The organism is Listeria immobilis (assembly GCF_014322765.1).
Lineage (GTDB): Bacteria > Bacillota > Bacilli > Lactobacillales > Listeriaceae > Listeria > Listeria immobilis.
This window is the reverse complement of record NZ_JAASTZ010000012.1, coordinates 79392-101950: the sequence shown is the minus strand read 5'-3', so window position 1 is coordinate 101950 and position 22559 is coordinate 79392. Positions and strand designations below refer to the sequence as shown.

The following is a 22559-nucleotide window of genomic DNA, read 5'->3' as shown; positions in this document are numbered from 1 at the left end:
ACACGGTAGTTAAGCTTCTCTGCGCCAATGGTAGTTGGGGGCTTCCCCCTGCGAGAGTAGGTCGCTGCCGGGCAATTAAAAAAGTCCTAATTATTTAGGGCTTTTTTTGTTGGATAGAAGTTTTTCTTTGTAAGGTGTATGATTGAATGTTATATTGGTAAAAGATTCTTTCATATAGGAATTCTACTGCAGTTTTTTAGTCGGAGGTAATTTTGTGGATAATAGTTTGTTTATAGTGGTTACGATTTTTATTGTGAATATTTTGTATGTGACAATTTATACAGTAAGATTATTGCTTACGATGAAAGGTTATAGATATTTAGCGGCACTTTCTAGTGTATTTGAGATGATTATTTATGTAGTTGCACTCAGCTTAGTGTTGGATAATTTAAATAATATTGCGAATGTATTGGCTTATGCAATTGGATTTGGTGTAGGGGTTATCGTTGGAATGAAAATTGAAGAGCGAATTGCACTTGGATATATTACAGTAAATGTTATTACAAAAGAGTATAATTTGGACTTACCTAATCAAATTCGAGATTTAGGTTATGGTGTTACTAGTTGGCTCGCTAGTGGTCGTGATGGAGAGCGAATGATGCTGGAAATTTTGACCCAAAGGAAAAATGAGCAAAAATTATATAGACAGATTATTGAGATTGATGGAGGAGCTTTTATAGTCTCTTCTGAACCAAAACAGATTCATGGTGGATTTTGGATAAAACAAGTTAGAAAGTAAGCAATAAATATTTTAAATAGAGCTGGCACGCTTGAAATTCTAGGTTAGGATTTTAGGCGTGCTTTTTTATGTACAACCTTTTCTTTCGTGAAAAAAGCACTTAAATGGCAAAAACAACCTTAATTACAACAAAACACGAACGTTAATAAAATGTAACATTTAAATGTTCGATTTTTTAATTGACTTTTAGTGATGCTATTGTTAGAATGAAGGAGTCGAAATGAGATATAAAGGAGTTGATCACGTAATGCCTGCGGAAATTGGTGTCATCATGGGGAGTACCTCAGATTGGGATACAATGAAAAAAGCATGTGATATATTGGATGAATTAGAGATTACTTATGAGAAAAAAGTTGTTTCAGCTCATCGTACACCAGATTTAATGTTTCAGTATGCAGAACAAGCGCGGGAACGTGGTTTAAAAATTATTATTGCAGGTGCTGGAGGTGCAGCACATTTGCCAGGTATGGTTGCAGCAAAAACGACTTTACCTGTTATTGGTGTGCCAATTAAATCAAAAGCGCTTAGTGGAATGGATTCTTTATTGTCCATTGTACAAATGCCTGGGGGAGTTCCTGTTGCTACTGTCGCAATCGGTGAGAGTGGTGCTGTAAACGCTGGACTTCTAGCAGCACAAATTTTATCTGTAACAGACGAGGCAATTACTAACAGATTGCAAAATAGACGTGCTACACTAGAGAAAATAGTTCTAGAAAGTAGTGATTCTCTTGGATAAAAAATATTTACTGGCAAATAGCACGATAGGTATCATTGGTGGTGGACAATTAGGGCGCATGATGGCTCTAGCTGCTAAAGCGATGGGATATAGAATTATTGTTCTAGATCCGACTGTAGATTGTCCGGCTGCACAAGTAAGTGATGAACAAATTATTGCAGACTATGATGATAAAGTTTCTTTAAGAGATCTTGCAGAAAAAGCGGATGTAGTTACATATGAATTTGAAAATATTGACTATGATGCTTTGAAAATGACGCAAGATTTAGTCGCTGTACCACAAGGGTCGGAATTGCTTTCGATTACGCAAGACAGGATTTTAGAAAAAGCCTATTTAGAGTCTGCTAATATCAATATTGCTCCTTATGCAATTATTGTGGATAAAGAAGAAATTGAACGTGAAATTAAAAGTATTGGTTATCCAGCGGTATTGAAAACAGCACAAGGCGGTTATGATGGAAAAGGGCAAGTTGTTTTACGAGATGCTAATGATATTGAAATGGCAGCACGTTTATTGCGTTATGGCTCATGTGTATTAGAAGCGTGGATTCCATTTGAAAAAGAAATCTCTATTATGGTTGCAAGAGGAATAGATGGTCAAGTAGAGACGTTTCCGGTGGCTGAAAATGTTCATCAGAATAATATTTTGCATACTACAATTGCACCAGCGAATGTCTCGGCAGATGTTCATGAAGAAGCAGAAGAAATTGCAAAAAAATTAGCAGATGTTCTTCAATTATGCGGTGTATTGGCAGTAGAAATGTTTGTTACGAAGTCGGGAGCGATTTATGTTAATGAACTTGCGCCTAGACCACATAATTCTGGGCATTATACAATAGAAGCAAGTTCCATTTCTCAATTCACGCAACATATCCGTGCTATTGTTGGTTTGCCTTTACTAAAACCAGAACTACTAAAACCAGCATTAATGATTAATATTTTAGGACAACATGTGGATGCTGTAAATGAAAAAATGGCGGATTATCCACACTGGTTTGTTCACTATTATGGAAAAAAAGAAGCAAAAATAAATCGCAAAATGGGGCACGTTACTATATTAACAAGCAATCCAGAGGCGGTCTTAAGAGATATAGAAAAAGCACAAATTTGGAATTAATTGGAGGAGTTTAAAAGGATGTTAGAACGTTATACTCGTAAAGAAATGGGCAATATTTGGACAGAAGAAAACCGCTATCAAGCATGGTTAGAAGTAGAAATTTTAGCTTGTGAGGCGTGGGCTGAGTTAGGTGATATTCCAAAAGAAGATGTGAAGAAAATTCGTGCTAATGCTAAATTTGATGTTGATCGTATCCATGAGATTGAATTAGAAACAAGACATGATGTGGTAGCATTTACTCGTTCAGTTTCTGAGTCTCTTGGCGAGGAACGTAAATGGGTTCATTACGGACTAACTTCCACAGACGTAGTAGATACAGCCAACTCCTATTTATTAAAACAAGCAAATGAGATTTTACGAAAAGATTTGGAGAATTTCATTGCAATTATTGGTGAAAAAGCGAAAGAACATAAATATACTGTAACAATGGGACGTACGCATGGTGTTCACGCGGAACCTACAACATTTGGTTTAAAACTTGCTTTATGGTATGAGGAAATGAAGCGTAATTTAGAACGATTTAATTTTGCTGCTGATGGTGTGGAATTTGGGAAAATTTCTGGTGCGGTAGGGACATATGCGAATATTGATCCTTTTGTGGAAGCCTATGTATGCGAAAAATTAGGAACAACACCTGCACCAATTTCCACGCAAACATTGCAACGTGATCGTCATGCAGAATACCTTGCTACACTTGCTTTAATTGCGACTTCTGTGGAAAAATTTGCAGTAGAAGTACGAGCTTTGCAAAAAAGTGAAGTGCGTGAAGTAGAAGAATTCTTTGCAAAAGGACAAAAAGGTTCTTCCGCCATGCCACATAAACGAAATCCAATTGGTTCTGAGAATGTAACAGGGTTAGCTCGCGTTATTCGCGGACATATGGTTACAGCTTACGAAAATGTACCACTTTGGCATGAGCGTGATATTTCTCATAGCTCAGCAGAACGGATCATTTTACCGGATTCCACTATTTTACTTGATTATATTTTAAATCGTTTTGGTAATATTGTGAAAAACTTGACAGTATTCCCTGAAAATATGAAACGCAATATGGATAGAACGCTGGGACTTATTTATTCCCAACGTGTCTTGCTTGCATTAATTGACAAAGGTTTGGCTCGTGAGGCGGCGTATGATGTCGTGCAACCAAGAGCAATGGAAGCTTGGGAAAAACAAGTACCATTCCGTGAATTAGTAGAACAAGATGAAGTGATTACACAAAACCTTTCTGCAGAAGAAATTGCTGACTGCTTTGATTACAACTATCACCTGAAGAATGTCGACTTAATTTTTGATCGCTTAGGATTATAATTACGGACAGAATACAACCTAACCTCTTTGATATATGTTTTTTCAAAGAGGTTAAGTAATTTATAAGGAGATAAATTATTGTGACTAATGAACTGGTGTATGAAGGTAAGGCAAAACAACTTTTTAAAACAGAAGAAGCTGGAGTCTTGCGTGTTGCTTATAAAGATGATGCGACTGCGTTAAATGGCGTGCGCAAAGAATCATTTGCTGGTAAAGGAGAACTTAATAATCAAATTACTTCGCTTATTTTTTCCTATTTAGCAGAAGCAGGGATTGCGAGTCACTTTATTCGGGCGATTTCGGAAACGGAGCAGTTGGTAAAAGAAGTATCAATTATTCCACTTGAAGTGGTAGTTCGTAATGTGATGGCAGGTAGTCTTGCAAAGCATCTTGGAAAAGAAGAAGGAGAAGAGATTCCAAATGCGATAGTGGAATTTTATTATAAAGAGGACGCTTTAGATGATCCATTTATTAATGATGATCATGTATTATATTTAGAAATTGCGACAACTAGTGAGATGGAAATAATTCGTAATGCAGCTCGTTCCATAAACGAGACTTTACAAACATTATTTAATCAAATGAATATTACGCTGATTGATTTTAAATTAGAATTTGGTCGTGATGCAGATGGAAAAATCTTATTAGCAGACGAGATTTCACCAGATACATGCAGACTTTGGGATAAAGAAACAAATCAAAAGCTTGATAAGGATGTCTTTCGTCGGAATATTGGCAATTTAACAGATGTATATACAGAAGTATTAAATAGATTAAAGCAAGTTCAAAATTAGGAGGCCACAAAATGTATAATGTCAAAGTATATGTCACTTTAAAGAAAAGCGTATTAGATCCACAAGGAGTTGCAGTAAAGGACGCAGCAAAAAGTATGGGTTATATGGAAGTAGAAGATGTTCGTATTGGTAAGTTTATGGAATTAAAAGTAGCGAAATCAGATAGAGATATTCATGAAGTATTGAATGAAATGTGCGATAAATTATTAACAAATCCGGTGATGGAAGATTACCGATATGAAATCGAGGAGGCATAAACGATGAAATTTGCTGTCATTCAGTTCCCAGGTTCTAATTGTGATCTTGATATGCTACATGCGATTCGTGATTCTCTTGGCGAGGAGGCGGAATATGTATGGCATGCGGAAACAAGTCTTGCAGGTTTTGATGCAGTACTACTTCCAGGTGGATTTTCTTACGGAGATTACCTAAGAACTGGTGCGATTGCAAAATTTTCGAGTATTATGCCAGAAGTTTTGCGCTTTGCTGAAATGGGGAAACCGGTGCTTGGAGTGTGTAACGGATTTCAAATTTTAACAGAAATTGGTTTATTACCAGGTGCTTTAATTCGAAATAATAATTTGCATTTCATTTGTAAAACGGTACCGCTTCGTGTTGCAAATGCGAATACAATGTTTACAGGACTTTATCAAGATGGTGAAATTATTCAAGTTCCTGTTGCTCACGGAGAAGGAAATTATTATTGTGATGATGAAACGCTTTTAAAATTAAAAGAAAAAAATCAAATTGTTTTTACGTATGATAGCGTAAATCCAAATGGAAGTCGTGCGGATATTGCTGGTATTGTAAATGAACGTGGAAATGTACTTGGGATGATGCCGCATCCAGAACGTGCAGTAGAGGATATTATTGGTGGTACAGATGGTTTAAGACTTTTCCAATCAGTTGTAAAAGCTTGGAAGGAGGAACACATAAATGCCTAATATGGAACCAACAACAAAAGAAATCAAAGAGCAAAAAATTTATCAAGAAATGGGTTTAACAGATAGTGAATATGAGCTTGTTTGTTCCATTCTTGGACGTGAGCCTAATTATACAGAAACAGGACTTTTCTCTGTTATGTGGTCTGAGCATTGCAGTTATAAGAACTCCAAACCTGTCTTGCGAAAATTTCCAACAGAAGGAAAACAAGTGCTGCAAGGTCCAGGTGAAGGTGCTGGGATTGTGGATATTGGAGATGGTTTAGGGGTTGCTTTTAAAGTCGAAAGTCATAATCACCCATCGTACGTAGAGCCGTATCAAGGAGCTGCAACTGGTGTTGGTGGAATTATTCGCGATGTATTTTCCATGGGAGCTAGACCAATTGCGATGCTTAACTCGCTACGTTTTGGAGAACTAGATACACCGCACGCAAAATATTTGGTAAGTGAGGTAGTTGCTGGGATTGCTGGTTATGGTAATTCCATTGGGATTCCAACTGTTGGTGGAGAAATCCAATTTGACCCTTGTTATACAAAAAATCCACTAGTAAATGCGATGTGTGTTGGCCTAATCGAAGCGAAAGATATTCAAAAAGGACAAGCAAAAGGAATAGATAACCCGGTTATGTATGTCGGCGCTAAAACAGGTCGTGATGGAATTCATGGTGCTACTTTTGCTTCTGTAGAGTTTAGCGAAGAAGGCGAACAACAACGATCTGCCGTACAAGTAGGGGATCCTTTTATGGAGAAATTGTTACTTGAGGCTTGTTTAGATGTGATTCGTGACCATTCAGATATTTTAGTAGGAATTCAAGATATGGGGGCTGCTGGTCTTGTTAGCTCTAGTTCAGAAATGGCATCAAAAGCTGGTGCGGGGCTAGAATTAATTATGGATGATGTTCCGCAACGGGAATTAAATATGACCCCATATGAAATGTTACTTTCTGAATCTCAAGAAAGAATGCTTCTATGTGTGAAAAAAGGACATGTGGAGGAAATTCAAGCATTATTTGATCGTTACGGCTTAGAGGCAGTAGTTATTGGCAAGGTAACTGATGATAAAATGTATAAAATTATTCATCATGGGGAAGTAGTGGCTAATGTACCAGTTGATGCACTTGCAGAAGATGCACCTGTTTATCATAAGCCTTCTAAAGAGCCAGCTCGTTACCAAGCTTTTAAGGATGAAGAGGCATTTGAACCGGTTATTGAAGATATAGTGGATGTTTGGAAAGAGTTACTTGCTCAGCCAACGATTGCAAGTAAAAGACATATTTATGAGCAGTATGATTATCAAGTTAGAACGGATACAGCGGTTGTACCTGGATCGGATGCAGCAATTGTGCGTGTACGTGGAACAAAGAAAGCGATTGCGATGACGACGGATTGTAACTCGCGCTATTTATATCTTGATCCTGAAGTGGGAGGAGCAATAGCGGTTGCGGAGGCGGCGCGTAATATTGTTTGTTCTGGTGGAAAACCACTTGCGATTACTGATGGACTTAATTTTGGGAATCCAGAAAAACCAGAAATTTTTTGGGAAATTGAAAAGGCGGCAGATGGCATTAGCGCTGCGTGTTTAGAGCTGGATACGCCTGTTATTTCTGGGAATGTCTCGCTATACAACGAAACAGATGGAACGGGAATTTATCCAACACCAGTAATTGGAATGGTTGGTTTAGTAGAAGACTTGGCGCATATTACAACACAAGATTTTAAAAATAGTGGCGATATCATTTTCTTAATTGGTGAAACAAAACCCGAATATAGTGGATCAGAATTACAGAAATTACAACAAGGGAAAATTAGCGGACGTGCCCCAGAATTAAACTTAATGACAGAGAAGAAATACCAACAATTACTGTTAACGGCAATTCGTGAAGGCTTAGTTGCTTCAAGTCATGATTTGGCTGAGGGCGGATTTGCAGTTGCACTTGCGGAAGCGACTTTTAAAGCTGGGCTTGGTGCGGATGTAGAAGTACCTTTTGCATTAAATCAACTTTTTAGTGAATCACAATCACGTTTCTTAGTATCGGTTAAACCAGAAAACGAAGCAGCATTTGCTAAATTAATGGAACTAGAAAAAGTATATCGACTTGGTGTAGTAACAGCAGATGAAACAATTCGCATAAAACATAAGGAAGAATTAGTAAAAACAAGTACAACTGATTTACGATCCATTTGGGAAGGGGCAATTCCATGCTTGCTGAAGTAAAAGGACTTAATGAAGAATGTGGTATTTTTGGTATTTGGGATCATCCGAGTGCAGCGGAAATCACCTATTATGGGTTGCATAGTTTACAACATCGCGGGCAAGAAGGCGCCGGAATTGTTTCAACAGATGGAGAAACGTTAAAAGGTCACCGGAATTTAGGACTTTTAGCAGATGTGTTTAAACATGGGGAACTTGACGAGTTAAAAGGTAAGGCAGCAATCGGTCATGTTCGTTATGCGACAGCTGGTCAAAAAAACCTTGGGAATGTACAACCATTTTTATTTCATTTTCATAGTTCATCTTTAGCACTTGCGCATAATGGTAATTTAGTTAATGCGAAAAGTTTACGCCGTGAGTTAGAGGAAGAGGGCGCGATTTTTCAAACGAGTTCGGATACAGAAGTTTTGGCACATTTAATTAAACGTAGTCATACAGGAGACTTTGTAGAAGATTTAAAAGTAGCTTTAAACAAGGTGAAAGGTGGCTTTGCGTATATGCTTTTAACAGAAGATACGATGTACGCCGCTCTTGATCCAAATGGCTTTCGACCACTTTCAATTGGTCGAATTGGCGATTCTTATGTTGTTGCTTCAGAAACTTGTGCTTTCGAAACAGTTGGTGCTGAATTTGTGCGTGATGTGGAGCCTGGGGAACTGATTATTATTGATAATGACGGACTTCGCATTGAAAAGTTCACAGAAAACGTGACGCATTCCATTTGTAGTATGGAGTATATTTATTTTGCCCGCCCAGATTCTAATATTGCTGGGATAAATGTTCACTCAGCTAGAAAACGTTCTGGGAAAAGATTAGCTAAAGAAGCTTTTATTGATGCAGATGTTGTCACAGGTGTACCGGATTCAAGTATTTCTGCCGCGATTGGATATGCGGAAGAAGCTGGACTCCCTTATGAACTTGGTCTAATTAAAAATAGATATGTGGCAAGAACTTTTATTCAACCATCCCAAGAACTTAGAGAGCAGGGGGTTAGAATGAAACTTTCTGCAGTGCGGGGAGTTGTCGAAGGAAAGCGCGTAGTTATGATTGATGATTCCATTGTGCGCGGAACGACGAGTAAAAGAATTGTGCAGCTTTTACGAGAAGCAGGAGCAGCAGAAGTTCATGTGAGAATTGCTTCACCGCCACTTGCTTATCCTTGTTTTTATGGCATTGATATTCAAACACGGAATGAGTTAATCGCATCAAATTATTCTGTGGATGAAATTTGCCGAATTATTGGCGCAGATTCTTTAGAGTATTTGAGTGAGGAAGGGCTAGTAGAATCCATTGGTAAACCGTATCCAAATGAACCATATGGCGGACTTTGTATGGCGTATTTTAACGGAGATTATCCAACCCCTTTATACGATTATGAAGCAGAATATTTAGCGAGCTTAGAAGCAGAAAAATAATGAGGAGTGACAAATCGAATGGCAGAAAATGCATATAGTAAAGCAGGCGTGGACGTTGAAGCTGGCTATCAAGTTGTAGAACGCATCAAAAAACATGTTGCTAGAACGGAAAGAATAGGTGCAATGGGAGCGCTTGGTTCTTTCGGTGGGATGTTTGACTTAAGTAGTTTAAATTTAAAAGAGCCTGTCCTAGTTTCTGGTACGGATGGCGTTGGAACAAAATTACTTTTGGCTATTGAAGCAGATAAGCATGATACGATTGGGATTGACTGTGTGGCAATGTGTGTTAATGACATTTTAGCTCAAGGCGCCGAGCCATTATTTTTCTTGGATTATATTGCAACAGGAAAAACCGATCCTGTTAAAATGGAACAAATTGTTAAAGGTGTGGCAGATGGCTGTGAACAAGCGGGAGCGGCTTTAATTGGTGGAGAAACTGCTGAGATGCCTGATATGTATGAAGCAGACGATTATGATTTAGCTGGATTTACAGTTGGCGCTGTTGAGAAGCAGAAATTAATTACAGAGGGTGCAGTCAAAGCAGGTGACACACTCATCGGTATTCCATCTAGCGGAATTCATAGTAATGGTTATTCCCTCGTTCGGAAAATTTTCTTTAAAGATAATGATTTTACACTAAATGCTGAGCTTACTGAACTTGACGTACCACTTGCGGAAGAACTTCTTAAACCAACACGCATCTATGTGAAGCCAGTTTTAGAAGTGTTAAAAGAAGTAGCGGTTCACGGAATTACACATGTGACTGGTGGCGGATTTGTAGAGAATTTACCACGGATGTTAACGAAAGAGTTAGCAGTGAAAGTGGAGCTTGGATCATGGCCGGTTCTTCCAATTTTCGACGTAATGAAAAAGTATGGTAATTTAGATGCGCTTGAAATGTATGAAATTTTCAATATGGGTATTGGTATGGTGTTAGCAGTTGAGAATGCCGATGTCGAAAAAACATTAGAAATCCTTGTCCAAAACGGTGAAGCTGCTTATGTTATTGGGGAGGTTACAACACGTGATAAGGATGCAGTTGTTTTTGTAGGAGGCGCTAGAGGATGAATATAGCGATTTTTGCTTCGGGAAACGGTTCGAATTTTCAAGCGTTAGTGGATGATGAACTCATTAAACCCCATGTGAAGTTACTCGTATGTGATAAACCAAATGCCTATGTTATAGAACGCGCGAATAAGGAACATATTCCGGTTTTCCTTTTTGAAGCGAAAAATTATCCAGATAAGGAAGCTTTTGAAACGGAAATTTTATTAGAACTACGTGGACTGGAAATCGATTTATTAGTGCTTGCAGGATATATGCGCCTGATTGGTCCAACGGTACTTGCAGAATTCCCGGAGCAAATCGTTAATTTACATCCATCTTTACTACCTGCCTTCAAAGGGAAAGATGCGATTGGTCAAGCAATTCGGGCGAATGTTTTAGAAACAGGTGTCACAGCGCATTTTGTAGATGCTGGAATGGATACAGGACCAATAATTGATCAGGTGAAAGTAGCGGTTAATGAAGCAGATACTGTGGATACTTTAGCTGAAAAAATCCATCAAAAAGAACATGTTTTTTATCCAAAAGTGATTCGCGGGTTAATTCAAAATGGAGGGAACGATTAATTATCATGAAAAGAGCGCTTATTAGTGTATCAGATAAAAACGGCGTCGTGCCATTTGCAGAAAAATTAGTAGAACTTGGTGTAGAAATTATTTCAACTGGTGGAACAAAAGCTGCATTTGAACAAGCTGGCATACCAGTGACAGGAATAGAAGAAGTAACAAAATTTCCAGAAATGCTTGATGGTCGAGTAAAAACACTTCATCCCGCAATTCATGGAGGTTTACTTGCAAGACGTGATACAGCGGAACATATGGAAGCTATTGCAGCACATGACATCAAGCCAATTGATTTAGTTGTCGTGAATTTATATCCTTTCCAAGAAACAATTCAAAAACCAGGTGTTACATTAGAAGAAGCGATTGAAAATATTGATATTGGTGGCCCCTCGATGTTACGATCTGCTGCCAAAAATTATGCGGCAGTGACGGTAGTAGTTGATACAAATGATTATGATACAATACTTACGGAACTAAAAGAACACGACACAACTACTTTTGAAACAAGACAACGCCTAGCAGCTAAAGTATTTAGGCATACAGCGGCTTATGATGCGCTTATTGCTGAATACTTAACTGATATTACTGGAGAAACTTTCCCAGAAAAAGTGACATTAACTTACAATCGAAAACAAGCTTTGCGTTACGGTGAAAATCCTCATCAAGATGCAGCTTTTTATACAGAACCTCGCACTACAATAAATTCTATAAGTACAGCTAAACAATTGCATGGCAAAGAGCTATCTTACAACAATATTCGTGATGCGGATGCAGCGCTTAAAATTGCGAGTGAGTTTACAGAACCAGTTGCGGTTGCAGTAAAACATATGAACCCATGCGGCGTTGGTGTTGGCGAAAATATTGAAGAAGCCTATTTAAAAGCCTATGAAGCGGATGAAACCTCTATCTTTGGTGGTATTGTTGCTTTAAATAAAGAAGTAGACGTGAAAACAGCAGAACATATGAGCCATATATTTTTAGAAATAATTATTGCACCAAGTTTTTCAGAAGAAGCTTTTGCCATTTTAGCGAAAAAGAAAAATATTCGCTTACTGACTGTTCCGTTTGCAGGTTTAGTGGTAGGTTTCGAGAAAACATCAGTAAATGGTGGACTTCTTATTCAAGCGAGCGATTCTCTGGTAGAAGATACAGCTAGCTATGAAGTCGTAACAGAAAAACAACCATCCGAAACAGAAATGAAAGCTCTACTTGCTCAGTGGAAAATTGTGAAACATGTGAAGTCCAATGCGATTGTTGTTGGTACAGATAAACAAACACTTGGGATTGGCGCTGGACAGATGAATCGAATTGGTTCGGCTCTTATTGCACTAGAGCAAGCTGGTGAAAAAGCGACAGGAGCCGTACTTGCATCAGATGCCTTTTTCCCAATGGATGATACAGTGGAAGCTGCGGCAAAAGCGGGAATTACAGCAATCATCCAACCTGGTGGATCCATTAAAGATAAAGATTCCATAGCCATGGCAAATAAATATGGTATTTCTATGGTTATAACCCATGTACGCCATTTTAAACATTAATCCTCAAACAAAGGACGTGTAGTTAAATGAACTTATTAGTAGTTGGTAGCGGTGGTAGAGAACATGCCATTAGTAAAAAATTATTAGAATCAAACCATGTCGAAAAAGTTTACTGCGCTCCAGGAAATGATGGAATGCGTTTAGACGATATTCAACTAGTGGCGATTTCTGAAACGGATAAAGCTGGGCTAATTGATTTTGCAAAAAAAGCAGATATTTCTTTTGTTATTGTTGGGCCAGAAATACCTCTATTAGAAGGGGTTGTTGATGCTTTTGAAGAAGCTGGAATTAAAGCATTTGGACCAAAAGCAAATGCGGCGCTAATTGAAGGTAGCAAAGATTTTGCCAAACAATTTATGGAAAAATATGCAATTCCAACTGCATCATCAAGAACTTTCACTGATTATACAGAAGCCAAAGCATACTTAGATGAGCGTGGTGTTCCAATCGTTATTAAAGCAGATGGACTAGCGGCAGGAAAAGGTGTCACAGTAGCACTAGAAATGGAAGAAGCTGTACTTGCGCTAAAAGATATGATGCTAGAAGAAAAATTCGGTGATGCTTCGTTAAAAGTTGTTATCGAGGACTACTTAGCAGGTGAAGAATTTTCATTGATGGCTTTTGTGAATGGAGAAGAAGTTTACCCAATGGCCATTGCGCAAGATCATAAACGTGCATATGAAGGCGATAAAGGACCTAATACTGGTGGAATGGGCGCATATTCACCTGTACCACACATTGCTGAAGCGATAGTAGAAGAAGCTGTTAAAAATATTCTTCGGCCAGCTGCATCAGGAATGGTAAAAGAAGGACGTTACTTCCGCGGTATTCTTTACGCAGGTCTTATCTTAACTAAAAATGGACCAAAAGTAATTGAATTTAACGCACGATTTGGTGATCCAGAAACCCAAGTTGTTTTACCTCGTTTAGAAAGTGATTTTGCTGCACTTATTGAGGACTTGCTTAATAACAAAAAACCAGATGTTCGCTTTAAAAAAGAGGGAATTACGCTTGGTGTAGTTTTAGCAAGCGCAGGCTATCCGGAAAATTACGAAAAAGGAAAAAAATTAACAGGTTTAGATGATATTGCGGAAAGTGTTACAATTTATCATGCGGGAACAAAACAAGCAGAAAATGGTGAATTAGTTTCTGATGGTGGGCGTGTTCTACTATTAGCAAAAGAAGCAGACACAATGAGTGAGGCGCGCGCTTTACTTTATCCAGAAATGGAAAAACTAGATAATCCAAACTTCTTTTATCGAATGGATATTGGAACAAAAGCAGAATAATAAAAAGTACTATCTTGGAGAAAAACTCTTAGATAGTACTTTTTTTGTTTGTTTCGTAAAGAGAAACGTTTGTATTTTACACGTTGGTACGTTAAAATATGAAAGTAGGATATATGAGATTATTTGGAGGTAACGATATGCAAATAGAGAAGTTGCGCGGACAAGGATTGGATGAATTTTTCCAAGGAATTCTAACGCTAGAAAATTTAGAAGAATGTTATGCTTTTTTTGATGATGTTTGTACAGTTAATGAAATACAATCCATGGCTCAACGTTTCCAAGTGGCAAAAATGCTTCATGATGGAAAAACGTATAATGTTATTGAAGCTGAAACGGGTGCTAGCACGGCAACGATTTCACGTGTAAAGCGTTCTCTTCATTATGGCAACGATATGTATGATGTGGTTTTTTCAAGAATGACGAAGCCAGAATAGATTGGTAGGGGTGCGGCTTGAAGAAATTTAATAGTAAGACCTATCAAATTGTTATCATTTCTATTCTTGCTATTGCAGTTATTTATTTTATCTTTAATATGGTTGCAAGTGGTATAGGACTTGATTTTTCCCTATTATGGCACTGGGTCTTTATAATATGCTTTATTTTTACGACACTCGCCAATTTAAAAGAAAAACGAGCAATTGGAACAGCAATTGGTTTGAGTGGTATGCTAATTTGTGTAACTAGCATTGTACTGATGGCAATATAAGAAAAGCAATCTCGCTAACATTTTAGTGAGATTGCTTTTTTAGTTAAAAGAGTAAATCAAGTAAACCTGTCGCGGAAAGAAAAACTAAAATAATGGCAATTGGCGCAATATACTTAATCAAAAATAACCACACAATAAAAATTTTCTTTCCAAAATGGCTGCTAGTAGTAAATTCTTTTAATAATAGTTCGCGAGGTAACCTGTAACCAACAAAAATAGCGATAAACAAAGCACCGACTGGCAAAATAATGTTGGATACGAGATAGTCGGCGGCATCAAAGATACTTAATCCAAAAATCTGAATATCGCTCCAAACTCCAAAACTAAGCGCACTTGGAATTGCCATTAGAATAATAACTATACCCATTCCAATGCTCGCTTTTTTTCGACTAATCCCGCTATTTATCAAAGGTGCAACCGTAGCCTCTAACATTGAAAAGCTTGAAGTAAGCGCAGCAAACAAGAATAAAATTAAGAAGATAATAAAAAATAACATTCCTAATGGTAATTGATTAAAAATCGACGGCAAAATTACAAATAGTAATCCAGGTCCTGCATCGGGCGTAATACCAAAGGCAAATGCTGCTGGAAAAATGGCCAATCCAGCAAGCAATGAAACAAAGACATTCATCAAAGAAACAGAGATGGCTGATTGAGGCAAACTAATAGAACGATTTAAATAAGAACTATATGTAACCATCACCGAAATGCCGACACTTAAAGAAAAGAAAGCTTGACCAAGCGTAATAAGCACCGTTTGCGCAGTAAAATGACTAAAGTCTGGTCGTAAGAAGAAAGCGACTCCTTCCATCGCGCCAGGAAGCGTTAACGACCGAATAATTAAAACGATAAATAATATAAATAATGCGGGCATCATAAACTTGCTCATTCTTTCAATTCCACTAACAATCCCACGACTAATAACTAGGACATTAAGTAAAATAAAAAATATAGTTGCACTAATGGATATCCAAGGATTTGCCGTAGTTATTTGAAAATCATGCAATAAGCTAGCTTGGTTTTGTCCGGTAATCCCACCTGAAATTGCTTTAATAAGATAAGTGATAATCCAACCACCAACCACACTATAAAAGGAAAATAAAACACTCGCGCCAACCACGCCCAGTTTCCCAACCAAGTTCCATTTTGAACCAGGTGCAAGTGTTTTATAAGCTTGCAACGCATCACCACCAGAACCTCGTCCAATCACAAATTCCGCAATTAAAAGCGGCATAACAATAAGTAATGTTAAAAATAAAAACAATAAGAAAAACGCGCCTCCACCTGCAGTTGCGGCGACATAAGGCAGTTTCCAGATTGCGCCAATTCCAATTGCGGAGCCAGCAGACGCCAGAATAAATCCAACTTTTGAGCCCCATTCTTCCCTTTTTTCTTGCATAATAACCTCATTTCCATTTTTTTATGTAAACCTAAGTTGTATGAATAAAATCAAATTTTCCTCATCATACCATAAAATAAAAGCTAGCCCAATACCAATATGGCAAAAAAGCTTAAAAAAAGTTAAAAATTGCTTTTGGAAGGGTGCGGTGATATGCAACTAATGCTATAATAAGATATCCCATAATAGATAGTTGGAGGGGCAAATGAAGCATTTATTTAAGTTAGACCCAGCAAAAGATTTACCTCATAATGTTGCAACCAAGCTCATTCATTCTGGAACCGATGGATTTATTATTGGTGGAACAGATAATTTACAAATAGAAGCAGTGGAAAAGCTGTATGAGTTACTCGCTGAAACGGACTTACCGGTTTATTTGGAAGTCAGTGATGAGGCGATGATTTTGCCGGAAGCAGAACATTTTTTGATTCCAATTGTGTTAAATACAACAAATAGCAAATGGACACTCGGGCTTCATCAAGAGCTAATTAAACAAATGGGTGATTTTATCCCGTGGAAACGAGTGACCTCTGAAGGATATGTCATTTTAAATCAAGATGCAAAAGTGGCTAAGTTAACAGAAGCAAATACAGCGTTAACAAAAGAAGATATTGTCGCATATGCCAGGTTAGCTGAGAATCTATTTCATCTGCCCATTTTTTATGTAGAGTATAGCGGCATTTACGGAGACCCAGCTATTGTGAAGGAAGTTAGCCAGGTTCTTAATGAAACTAAATTTTGGTATGGTGGTGGCATTCGGTCAGCGGAACAAGCAGCCGAGATGGCAAAATATGCAGATACAATTATTGTTGGCAATGTGATTTATGAAGATTTAGACGCAGCACTAGCAACCGCAAGTATTTTTGCAAAGAAAACGGTTTGATTATATAGTGTAGTATGATAAAATAAGAACAAATGTTTGTATGGTGGTGTATAGGAGAATGCAATTAAATGCAAAAGAATTGGTGGATGGATTAAACCCAGAACAAAAGCGTGCGGTAGAAAGCACAGAAGGACCTTTATTAATTATGGCTGGAGCCGGGAGTGGGAAAACACGTGTTTTAACGCACCGGATAGCCTATTTAGTAAGGGAACGTGGCGTTAATCCATATAATATTTTAGCGATTACGTTTACAAACAAAGCAGCACGTGAAATGAAATCACGGATTGGCAATTTAATGGGCGGGGAAGCAGAGTCTATTTGGATTTCAACTTTCCACTCAATGTGTGTCCGTATTTTACGCCGCGATATTGATCGAATCGGTTATGAACGAAATTTTACTATTTTAGACGGAAGTGACCAATTGTCCGTTATTAAAGGGATTTTAAAAGAAAAAAATGTGGATCCAAAGAAATTTGAGCCACGAGGTATTCTTGCATCCATTAGTAACGCCAAAAACGAACTGATTTCTGCAAGTGAATATGTGAAAGAAGCCAGTGGTTTTTATGATAAAATGGTCGGCGAAGTCTATGAAAAGTATGAAAAGAAATTAAAGAAAAACCAAGCACTCGATTTTGATGATTTAATCATGGTGACTATCCAGTTATTTGAACGGGTTCCGGATGTTTTGGAATATTATCAACGTAAATTCCAATATATTCATGTGGATGAGTACCAAGATACGAACCATGCACAATATCTACTTGTGAAGTTACTAGCGACTAGATTTAAAAACTTATGTGTCGTTGGTGATTCGGATCAATCTATTTATGGTTGGCGCGGGGCGGATATTAGTAATATCATGTCTTTTGAAAAAGATTATCCTAAAGCTAAAACTATTTTATTAGAAGAAAATTATCGTTCAACAAAGCGCATTTTAGAAGCGGCCAATCGCGTAATCGAAAACAATGGCAATCGTAAACCAAAAAATCTTTGGACTAGTAATGCAGAAGGGAAAAAGATTTTTTATCATAAAGCACTAACGGAAAAAGAAGAAGCTGCTTATGTTGTGATGAAAATCCAAGAAGAAGTAAACAACACAAGCCGTCCATTATCTGATTTTGCGATTCTTTACCGAACGAATGCACAATCTCGTGTAATGGAAGAATATTTTATGAAGTCGAATATGGCTTATACGATGGTTGGCGGAACAAAATTCTATGATAGAAAAGAAATTAAAGACATTTTAGCTTATTTACGACTTATTAGTAATAATGAGGACGATATTAGTTTAACGCGCATTATTAATGTACCAAAACGCGGAGTTGGTCCTGGTACACTTGAAAAGTTAAATAATGTTGCTACAGCTTATGATCTAAGTTTATTTGAAGTGCTTAATCGCATTGAACTAGCAGGTATTTCAGCTAAAATAAGTAAAGATCTAGTAGCATTTCATGATTTAGTTCGTGGTTTTACGCAAATGCAAGACTTTTTATCAGTAACGGAACTCGTAGAAGAAATCCTTGAAAAAACTGGTTATCGTGCGATGCTTAAAAACGAACGTACTATTGAAGCACAAACCAGACTAGAAAATATTGATGAGTTTTTATCTGTTACACAAAACTTTGAAAAAGAAAATGAAGATAAAACATTACTTGCTTTTTTAACAGATTTAGCGCTTGTAGCGGATGTTGATAAACTAGAAGAAGATAATGATGAACAAAATGGCGCAGTAACATTAATGACACTTCACTCCGCAAAAGGATTAGAATTTCCAGTGGTCTTTTTAGTTGGAATGGAAGAAGGGATTTTCCCACATTCTCGAGCAATTTATGAAGAGGATGAAATGGAGGAAGAACGTCGCTTGGCTTATGTAGGAATCACGAGGGCAGAGGAAGAACTTTTCTTAACTAGCGCCTACTCAAGGATGTTATACGGGCGACCTTCCTCTAACCAAGAATCGCGTTTCATTGGTGAGATTCCACGAGATTTACTTGAACTAGCAAATGAAAACAAACTAAAATCAGAGAAACCATATGCTAAGCCACGTATGCCACAAAAAGCAACGACTGCTTATAAATCAAGTGGTGCTGAAACACTTGGCTGGACAGTAGGAGATAAAGCAAGTCATAAAAAATGGGGCGTAGGAACAGTGGTTAGTGTTAAAGGAGACGGTAGTGGAATGGAACTAGATATTGCATTCCCAAGCCCAACTGGAGTCAAACGATTGCTGGCAGAATTTGCGCCAATTGAAAAAGTATAAATTTGGAAAAAGCAGGTGAAGAAATGGCTGATAAAAAAAGGTATGAAGAATTAATAAACATACTTGATCAGTACAGCTATGATTATTATGTAATTGATAATCCGACAGTAGAAGATGCAGAATATGATCAGAAAATGCAGGAACTACTTCAAATAGAAGAAGCGCATCCGGAATGGATTACACCTGAATCCCCGTCTAATCGAGTTGGCGGGGAAGTATTAGAAGGATTTCAAAAAGTAGCTCATGACACACCAATGTTAAGTCTTGCGAATGCATTTAACCGAGAAGATCTAGCTGATTTTGATCGTCGTATTCGTGATAAAGTTGGTGAAGATATTGCTTATATGTGCGAACTGAAAATTGATGGACTTGCTGTATCTCTGCAATACGAAAATGGCAAGTACAAACAAGGGGCTACACGTGGAGATGGTACAATTGGTGAAGATATTACTGCCAATTTACGGACAATTCGCTCCATACCAATGAAATTACAAAAAGATTATTCCATAGAAGTCCGCGGTGAGGCGTTTATGCCAAAACGCTCTTTCCAAAAACTCAATGAAGCTCGCGAAGAAGAAGGGCTAATGTTATTTGCTAATCCGCGAAATGCAGCAGCAGGTTCGCTTCGACAATTAGATACAAAAATTGCTGCATCTAGAAACTTAGATATTTTTCTATATGCTGTAGCTGATTTTGGAGAAATGGGTGTTAGAACGCATAGCGAAGGTCTTGATATGTTAGAAACACTGGGTCTAAAAGTAAATAAAGAACGCAGATTATGTACTAATTTAGAAGAAGTTTATGCTTATATTGATGAATGGACGGAAAAAAGAGCAGGCCTAGCTTATGATATTGACGGTATTGTTTTAAAATTAAATAATTTAGAACAACAGCGCCAAATGGGAACAACTGCCAAGTCTCCTCGCTGGTCCATTGCTTACAAATTCCCGGCAGAAGAAGTACCAACAAAATTACTCGATATTGAACTAAATGTGGGTCGAACAGGTGTTGTAACTCCCACTGCGGCGTTAGAACCGGTCCGAGTGGCTGGTACAACAGTAAGTCGAGCCTCCCTTCATAATGAAGATTTAATCATAGAAAAAGATATTCGCATTGGCGATACGGTATTAATTAAAAAAGCCGGCGATATTATTCCAGAAGTTATTAAAACGATTGTTGAAGAACGGACTGGTGATGAAAAACCTTTCCATATGCCAAAAAACTGTCCAACTTGCGATAGCGAATTGGTTCGTTTAGAAGAAGAGGTGGCGCTTCGATGTATTAATCCTAAATGCCAAGCACAAATCAAAGAAGGATTAATTCATTTTGTCTCTCGTAATGCAATGAATATTGATGGACTTGGCGAAAAAGTAATAATTCAACTTTTTTCACATCATTTAATTAAAGATGTAGCAGATTTGTTTTTCCTTTCGAAAGAAGAACTGTTAGAATTAGAAAGAATGGGAGAAAAATCAGTCACAAATTTACTTGCATCAATTGAACAAAGTAAACAAAACTCACTAGAAAAATTACTATTTGGCTTAGGTATACGTCATGTCGGTGCCAAAGCAGCTAAATCACTTGCGATTCACTTTGAAACAATGGATAATTTGAAAAGAGCCGATAAAGAAACATTAACAAGCATTAATGATATTGGTGAAAAAATGGCAGACAGTATTGTTACTTATTTTGCGAATGAAGAAGTACATGATTTAATCGCTGAATTAAAAAGAGCTGGTGTCAATATGACATATACCGGACCAAAACTAGAAAATATGTCCGAAGAAGCACTTGTTTTTGCAGGGAAAACGGTTGTCTTAACTGGGAAATTAGAAAAATTAACGCGAAACGATGCCAAAGCATTAATTGAGTCACTTGGCGGGAATGTTTCAGGGAGTGTAAGTAAGAAAACAGATGTTGTTGTGGCTGGCAGTGATGCTGGTTCTAAACTCGCTAAAGCAGAAGAATTAGCCATTCCTATTTGGTCCGAAGATGACTTAATAGAGTACTTACCAGACGAAGGTGGATTAAACAAATGAAAAAAATCATAATTGCAATGCTCGGTTTAACGCTGATTCTTTCTGGCTGTGCCCCAAAACTAGATTCCAATGATAAAGTGGTACAAAAAGATGATAAAAAAGCAGAAACGGGCATTATGACAAAAAATCAAATCTCATCTGATTATTACAAAACTGTATTACCATATAAAGCAAGTAAATCACGTGGACTGGTTGTCTCAAATATTTACTCTCGATATGATATTAATGAGCTTGAATCAGGTTTGATGCGTATTTCTCAAAATGAATATTCTTCGGATAACTATCTTTTCCAAGAAGGACAATATTTAGATAAAGATACACTTCAAAAATGGCTTGACCGCAAAAGTAAAGATAATCCAAACGGTTTAAATCCAGCAAGTAATGGAAATGGTAAAGACCGCAAACCCATTTATTTAGCACATATTTTAGAACAAGATTATTTAAAACAAACAGATAAAGACAGTGTTTCACTTGGTGGGATTTCCATTGCTTTAGCGATGAACTCAGTTGATTATTACCAAAAAGAACAGTACGGCGACACTTACGAGCAACCAATTAGCGATAGTGTTTTACTTGAGCAAGGAAAACAAATGTCTGCTACCGTGTTAAATCGAATTCGCCAAACAAAAGGATTGGAAAATGTTCCAGTCACTATTGCCATTTATAAACAAGGGGAACGTGATGCAGTAGCGCCGGGGAATTTTATTTCTTATTCAACAGCAACTGGCGATACACTTTCAAAATGGGAAACAGTAGATGAAAAGAACTATGTGTTACCATCCACGGAATCAGCTAAAGACCATAAAACAGATAATGATAACTTCTTAAATTTCAAAAAATCAATTGAAGATTATTATCCAAACTTTACTGGTGTCGTTGGTCGAGGTAGATATGAAGATGGACAATTAGCTGAACTTAATATTGATATTCCTTTACAATTTTATGGACAAGCTGAAATTATTGGTTTTACTCAATATGTAACAGATTTAGTTGGTCAACACATTCCAAAAACAGCCGACTTGCAAGTAAATATCAATACAACTGACGGCCCTGCTGCATTAATTACAAGAAAAGCAAATGAAGATGCAGCGACCGCTCATATTTACGATTAATAAAAACAATGCGAATTGTTCTTTCCTGTTGTATAATTATGCAGGAGAGAACAGTTCTTCCCTTTTAAGTAGAGGGGGAGAGCATTGTTACATACAAAGCATCACTAAAAAGGAGGATGGCATTTTGTCCAATATATCAAAAGAAACTGTAGAAAAAGTAGCAAACCTTGCCAAATTAGAAGTTTCCGACAACGAAGCAACTGCATTCGCTGGTCAACTTGGTAAAATAATTGAGTTAGTGGAGCAATTAAACACCCTTGATACAAGTAATGTAGAACCAACCAGCCATGCAATTGAAGTATCAAACGTATTACGAGAAGATGTGGCAGCAAAAGGACTTGATCGTAAAGAAGTCTTGAAAAATGCGCCAGACCAACAAGATGGTATGTTTAAAGTACCGACAATAATGGAACAATAAAAAATTAGGGAGGGAAAATATT

At 37.5% G+C, this 22559-nt stretch carries 21 protein-coding genes and 1 rRNA gene; 21 read left to right on the top strand and 1 reads right to left on the bottom strand.

All coding sequences use genetic code 11. The features are described from left to right. From rrf to HCJ50_RS10365, 16 genes are all read left to right on the top strand, one after another. A 5S ribosomal RNA gene (gene rrf / locus HCJ50_RS16130) occupies nt 1-73 on the top strand; the annotation flags it as partial. Between the two features lie 141 nt (nt 74-214). Further along, on the top strand, nt 215-739 hold the full coding sequence (locus HCJ50_RS10435; protein ID WP_185347300.1) for a DUF2179 domain-containing protein: 525 nt from the start codon (nt 215-217) through the stop codon (nt 737-739). A 247-nt stretch (nt 740-986) separates the two neighbouring features. Further along, on the top strand, nt 987-1475 hold the full coding sequence (gene purE / locus HCJ50_RS10430; protein ID WP_185347309.1) for a 5-(carboxyamino)imidazole ribonucleotide mutase: 489 nt from the start codon (nt 987-989) through the stop codon (nt 1473-1475). Next, complete coding sequence (purK, locus tag HCJ50_RS10425; protein ID WP_185347298.1) at nt 1468-2592, top strand: 5-(carboxyamino)imidazole ribonucleotide synthase; 1125 nt, start codon at nt 1468-1470, stop codon at nt 2590-2592. Before purE ends, purK begins: the two co-directional genes overlap by 8 nt. A gap of 18 nt (nt 2593-2610) precedes the next feature. Next, a complete protein-coding gene (purB, locus tag HCJ50_RS10420) occupies nt 2611-3903 on the top strand; it encodes an adenylosuccinate lyase (RefSeq protein WP_185347296.1) in 1293 nt (430 codons plus the stop codon). 80 nt (nt 3904-3983) lie between these two features. Continuing rightward, complete coding sequence (gene purC, locus HCJ50_RS10415; RefSeq protein ID WP_185347294.1) at nt 3984-4697, top strand: phosphoribosylaminoimidazolesuccinocarboxamide synthase; 714 nt, start codon at nt 3984-3986, stop codon at nt 4695-4697. An 11-nt stretch (nt 4698-4708) separates the two neighbouring features. Beyond that, nucleotides 4709-4954 carry a phosphoribosylformylglycinamidine synthase subunit PurS gene (purS, locus tag HCJ50_RS10410; RefSeq protein ID WP_185347292.1) on the top strand — a complete coding sequence of 82 codons (246 nt, stop codon included), beginning with the start codon at nt 4709-4711 and terminating at the stop codon, nt 4952-4954. A 3-nt stretch (nt 4955-4957) separates the two neighbouring features. Further along, on the top strand, nt 4958-5641 hold the full coding sequence (purQ, locus tag HCJ50_RS10405; RefSeq protein ID WP_185347290.1) for a phosphoribosylformylglycinamidine synthase subunit PurQ: 684 nt from the start codon (nt 4958-4960) through the stop codon (nt 5639-5641). Beyond that, nucleotides 5634-7853, top strand: coding sequence for a phosphoribosylformylglycinamidine synthase subunit PurL (gene purL, locus HCJ50_RS10400; RefSeq protein ID WP_185347288.1), 2220 nt, complete (start codon nt 5634-5636; stop codon nt 7851-7853). The genes purQ and purL overlap by 8 nt, the downstream gene beginning before the upstream one ends. Further along, nucleotides 7838-9265: an amidophosphoribosyltransferase gene (purF, locus tag HCJ50_RS10395; protein WP_185347286.1), complete on the top strand. Its 1428-nt coding sequence runs from the start codon at nt 7838-7840 to the stop codon at nt 9263-9265. Before purL ends, purF begins: the two co-directional genes overlap by 16 nt. An 18-nt stretch (nt 9266-9283) precedes the next feature. Next, the gene (gene purM / locus HCJ50_RS10390) at nt 9284-10333 is read left to right on the top strand and encodes a phosphoribosylformylglycinamidine cyclo-ligase (protein ID WP_185347284.1); all 1050 of its coding nucleotides are present in this window, start codon (nt 9284-9286) and stop codon (nt 10331-10333) included. After that, a complete protein-coding gene (gene purN / locus HCJ50_RS10385) occupies nt 10330-10896 on the top strand; it encodes a phosphoribosylglycinamide formyltransferase (RefSeq protein WP_185347282.1) in 567 nt (188 codons plus the stop codon). Before purM ends, purN begins: the two co-directional genes overlap by 4 nt. Before the next feature lie 5 nt (nt 10897-10901). After that, a complete protein-coding gene (purH, locus tag HCJ50_RS10380; protein ID WP_185347280.1) occupies nt 10902-12431 on the top strand; it encodes a bifunctional phosphoribosylaminoimidazolecarboxamide formyltransferase/IMP cyclohydrolase in 1530 nt (509 codons plus the stop codon). 26 nt (nt 12432-12457) lie between these two features. After that, nucleotides 12458-13720, top strand: coding sequence for a phosphoribosylamine--glycine ligase (gene purD, locus HCJ50_RS10375; protein ID WP_185347278.1), 1263 nt, complete (start codon nt 12458-12460; stop codon nt 13718-13720). A gap of 137 nt (nt 13721-13857) precedes the next feature. After that, nucleotides 13858-14154 carry a YerC/YecD family TrpR-related protein gene (locus HCJ50_RS10370; protein WP_185347276.1) on the top strand — a complete coding sequence of 99 codons (297 nt, stop codon included), beginning with the start codon at nt 13858-13860 and terminating at the stop codon, nt 14152-14154. 17 nt (nt 14155-14171) lie between these two features. After that, complete coding sequence (locus HCJ50_RS10365) at nt 14172-14426, top strand: hypothetical protein (protein WP_185347274.1); 255 nt, start codon at nt 14172-14174, stop codon at nt 14424-14426. 43 nt (nt 14427-14469) lie between these two features. On the opposite strand, the gene HCJ50_RS10360 is transcribed toward HCJ50_RS10365, so the two are convergent. Then, a complete protein-coding gene (locus tag HCJ50_RS10360) occupies nt 14470-15825 on the bottom strand; it encodes a sodium-dependent transporter (RefSeq protein ID WP_185347272.1) in 1356 nt (451 codons plus the stop codon). 205 nt (nt 15826-16030) lie between these two features. Between HCJ50_RS10360 and HCJ50_RS10355 the strand changes: the two genes are divergently transcribed. The 5 genes from HCJ50_RS10355 (at nt 16031) to gatC (ending at nt 22537) form a co-directional block, all read left to right on the top strand. Beyond that, nucleotides 16031-16708: a heptaprenylglyceryl phosphate synthase gene (locus tag HCJ50_RS10355; RefSeq protein WP_185347270.1), complete on the top strand. Its 678-nt coding sequence runs from the start codon at nt 16031-16033 to the stop codon at nt 16706-16708. Nucleotides 16709-16766: 58 nt separating this feature from the next. Further along, a complete protein-coding gene (pcrA, locus tag HCJ50_RS10350) occupies nt 16767-18968 on the top strand; it encodes a DNA helicase PcrA (protein WP_185347267.1) in 2202 nt (733 codons plus the stop codon). Nucleotides 18969-18991: 23 nt separating this feature from the next. After that, nucleotides 18992-21007 (top strand): NAD-dependent DNA ligase LigA, encoded by a 2016-nt coding sequence (gene ligA / locus HCJ50_RS10345; protein WP_185347265.1) that lies wholly within the window; start codon nt 18992-18994, stop codon nt 21005-21007. Next, on the top strand, nt 21004-22119 hold the full coding sequence (locus HCJ50_RS10340) for a CamS family sex pheromone protein (RefSeq protein WP_185347263.1): 1116 nt from the start codon (nt 21004-21006) through the stop codon (nt 22117-22119). The genes ligA and HCJ50_RS10340 overlap by 4 nt, the downstream gene beginning before the upstream one ends. 124 nt (nt 22120-22243) lie before the next feature. After that, complete coding sequence (gatC, locus tag HCJ50_RS10335) at nt 22244-22537, top strand: Asp-tRNA(Asn)/Glu-tRNA(Gln) amidotransferase subunit GatC (RefSeq protein ID WP_185347261.1); 294 nt, start codon at nt 22244-22246, stop codon at nt 22535-22537. Nucleotides 22538-22559: the final 22 nt, after the last annotated feature.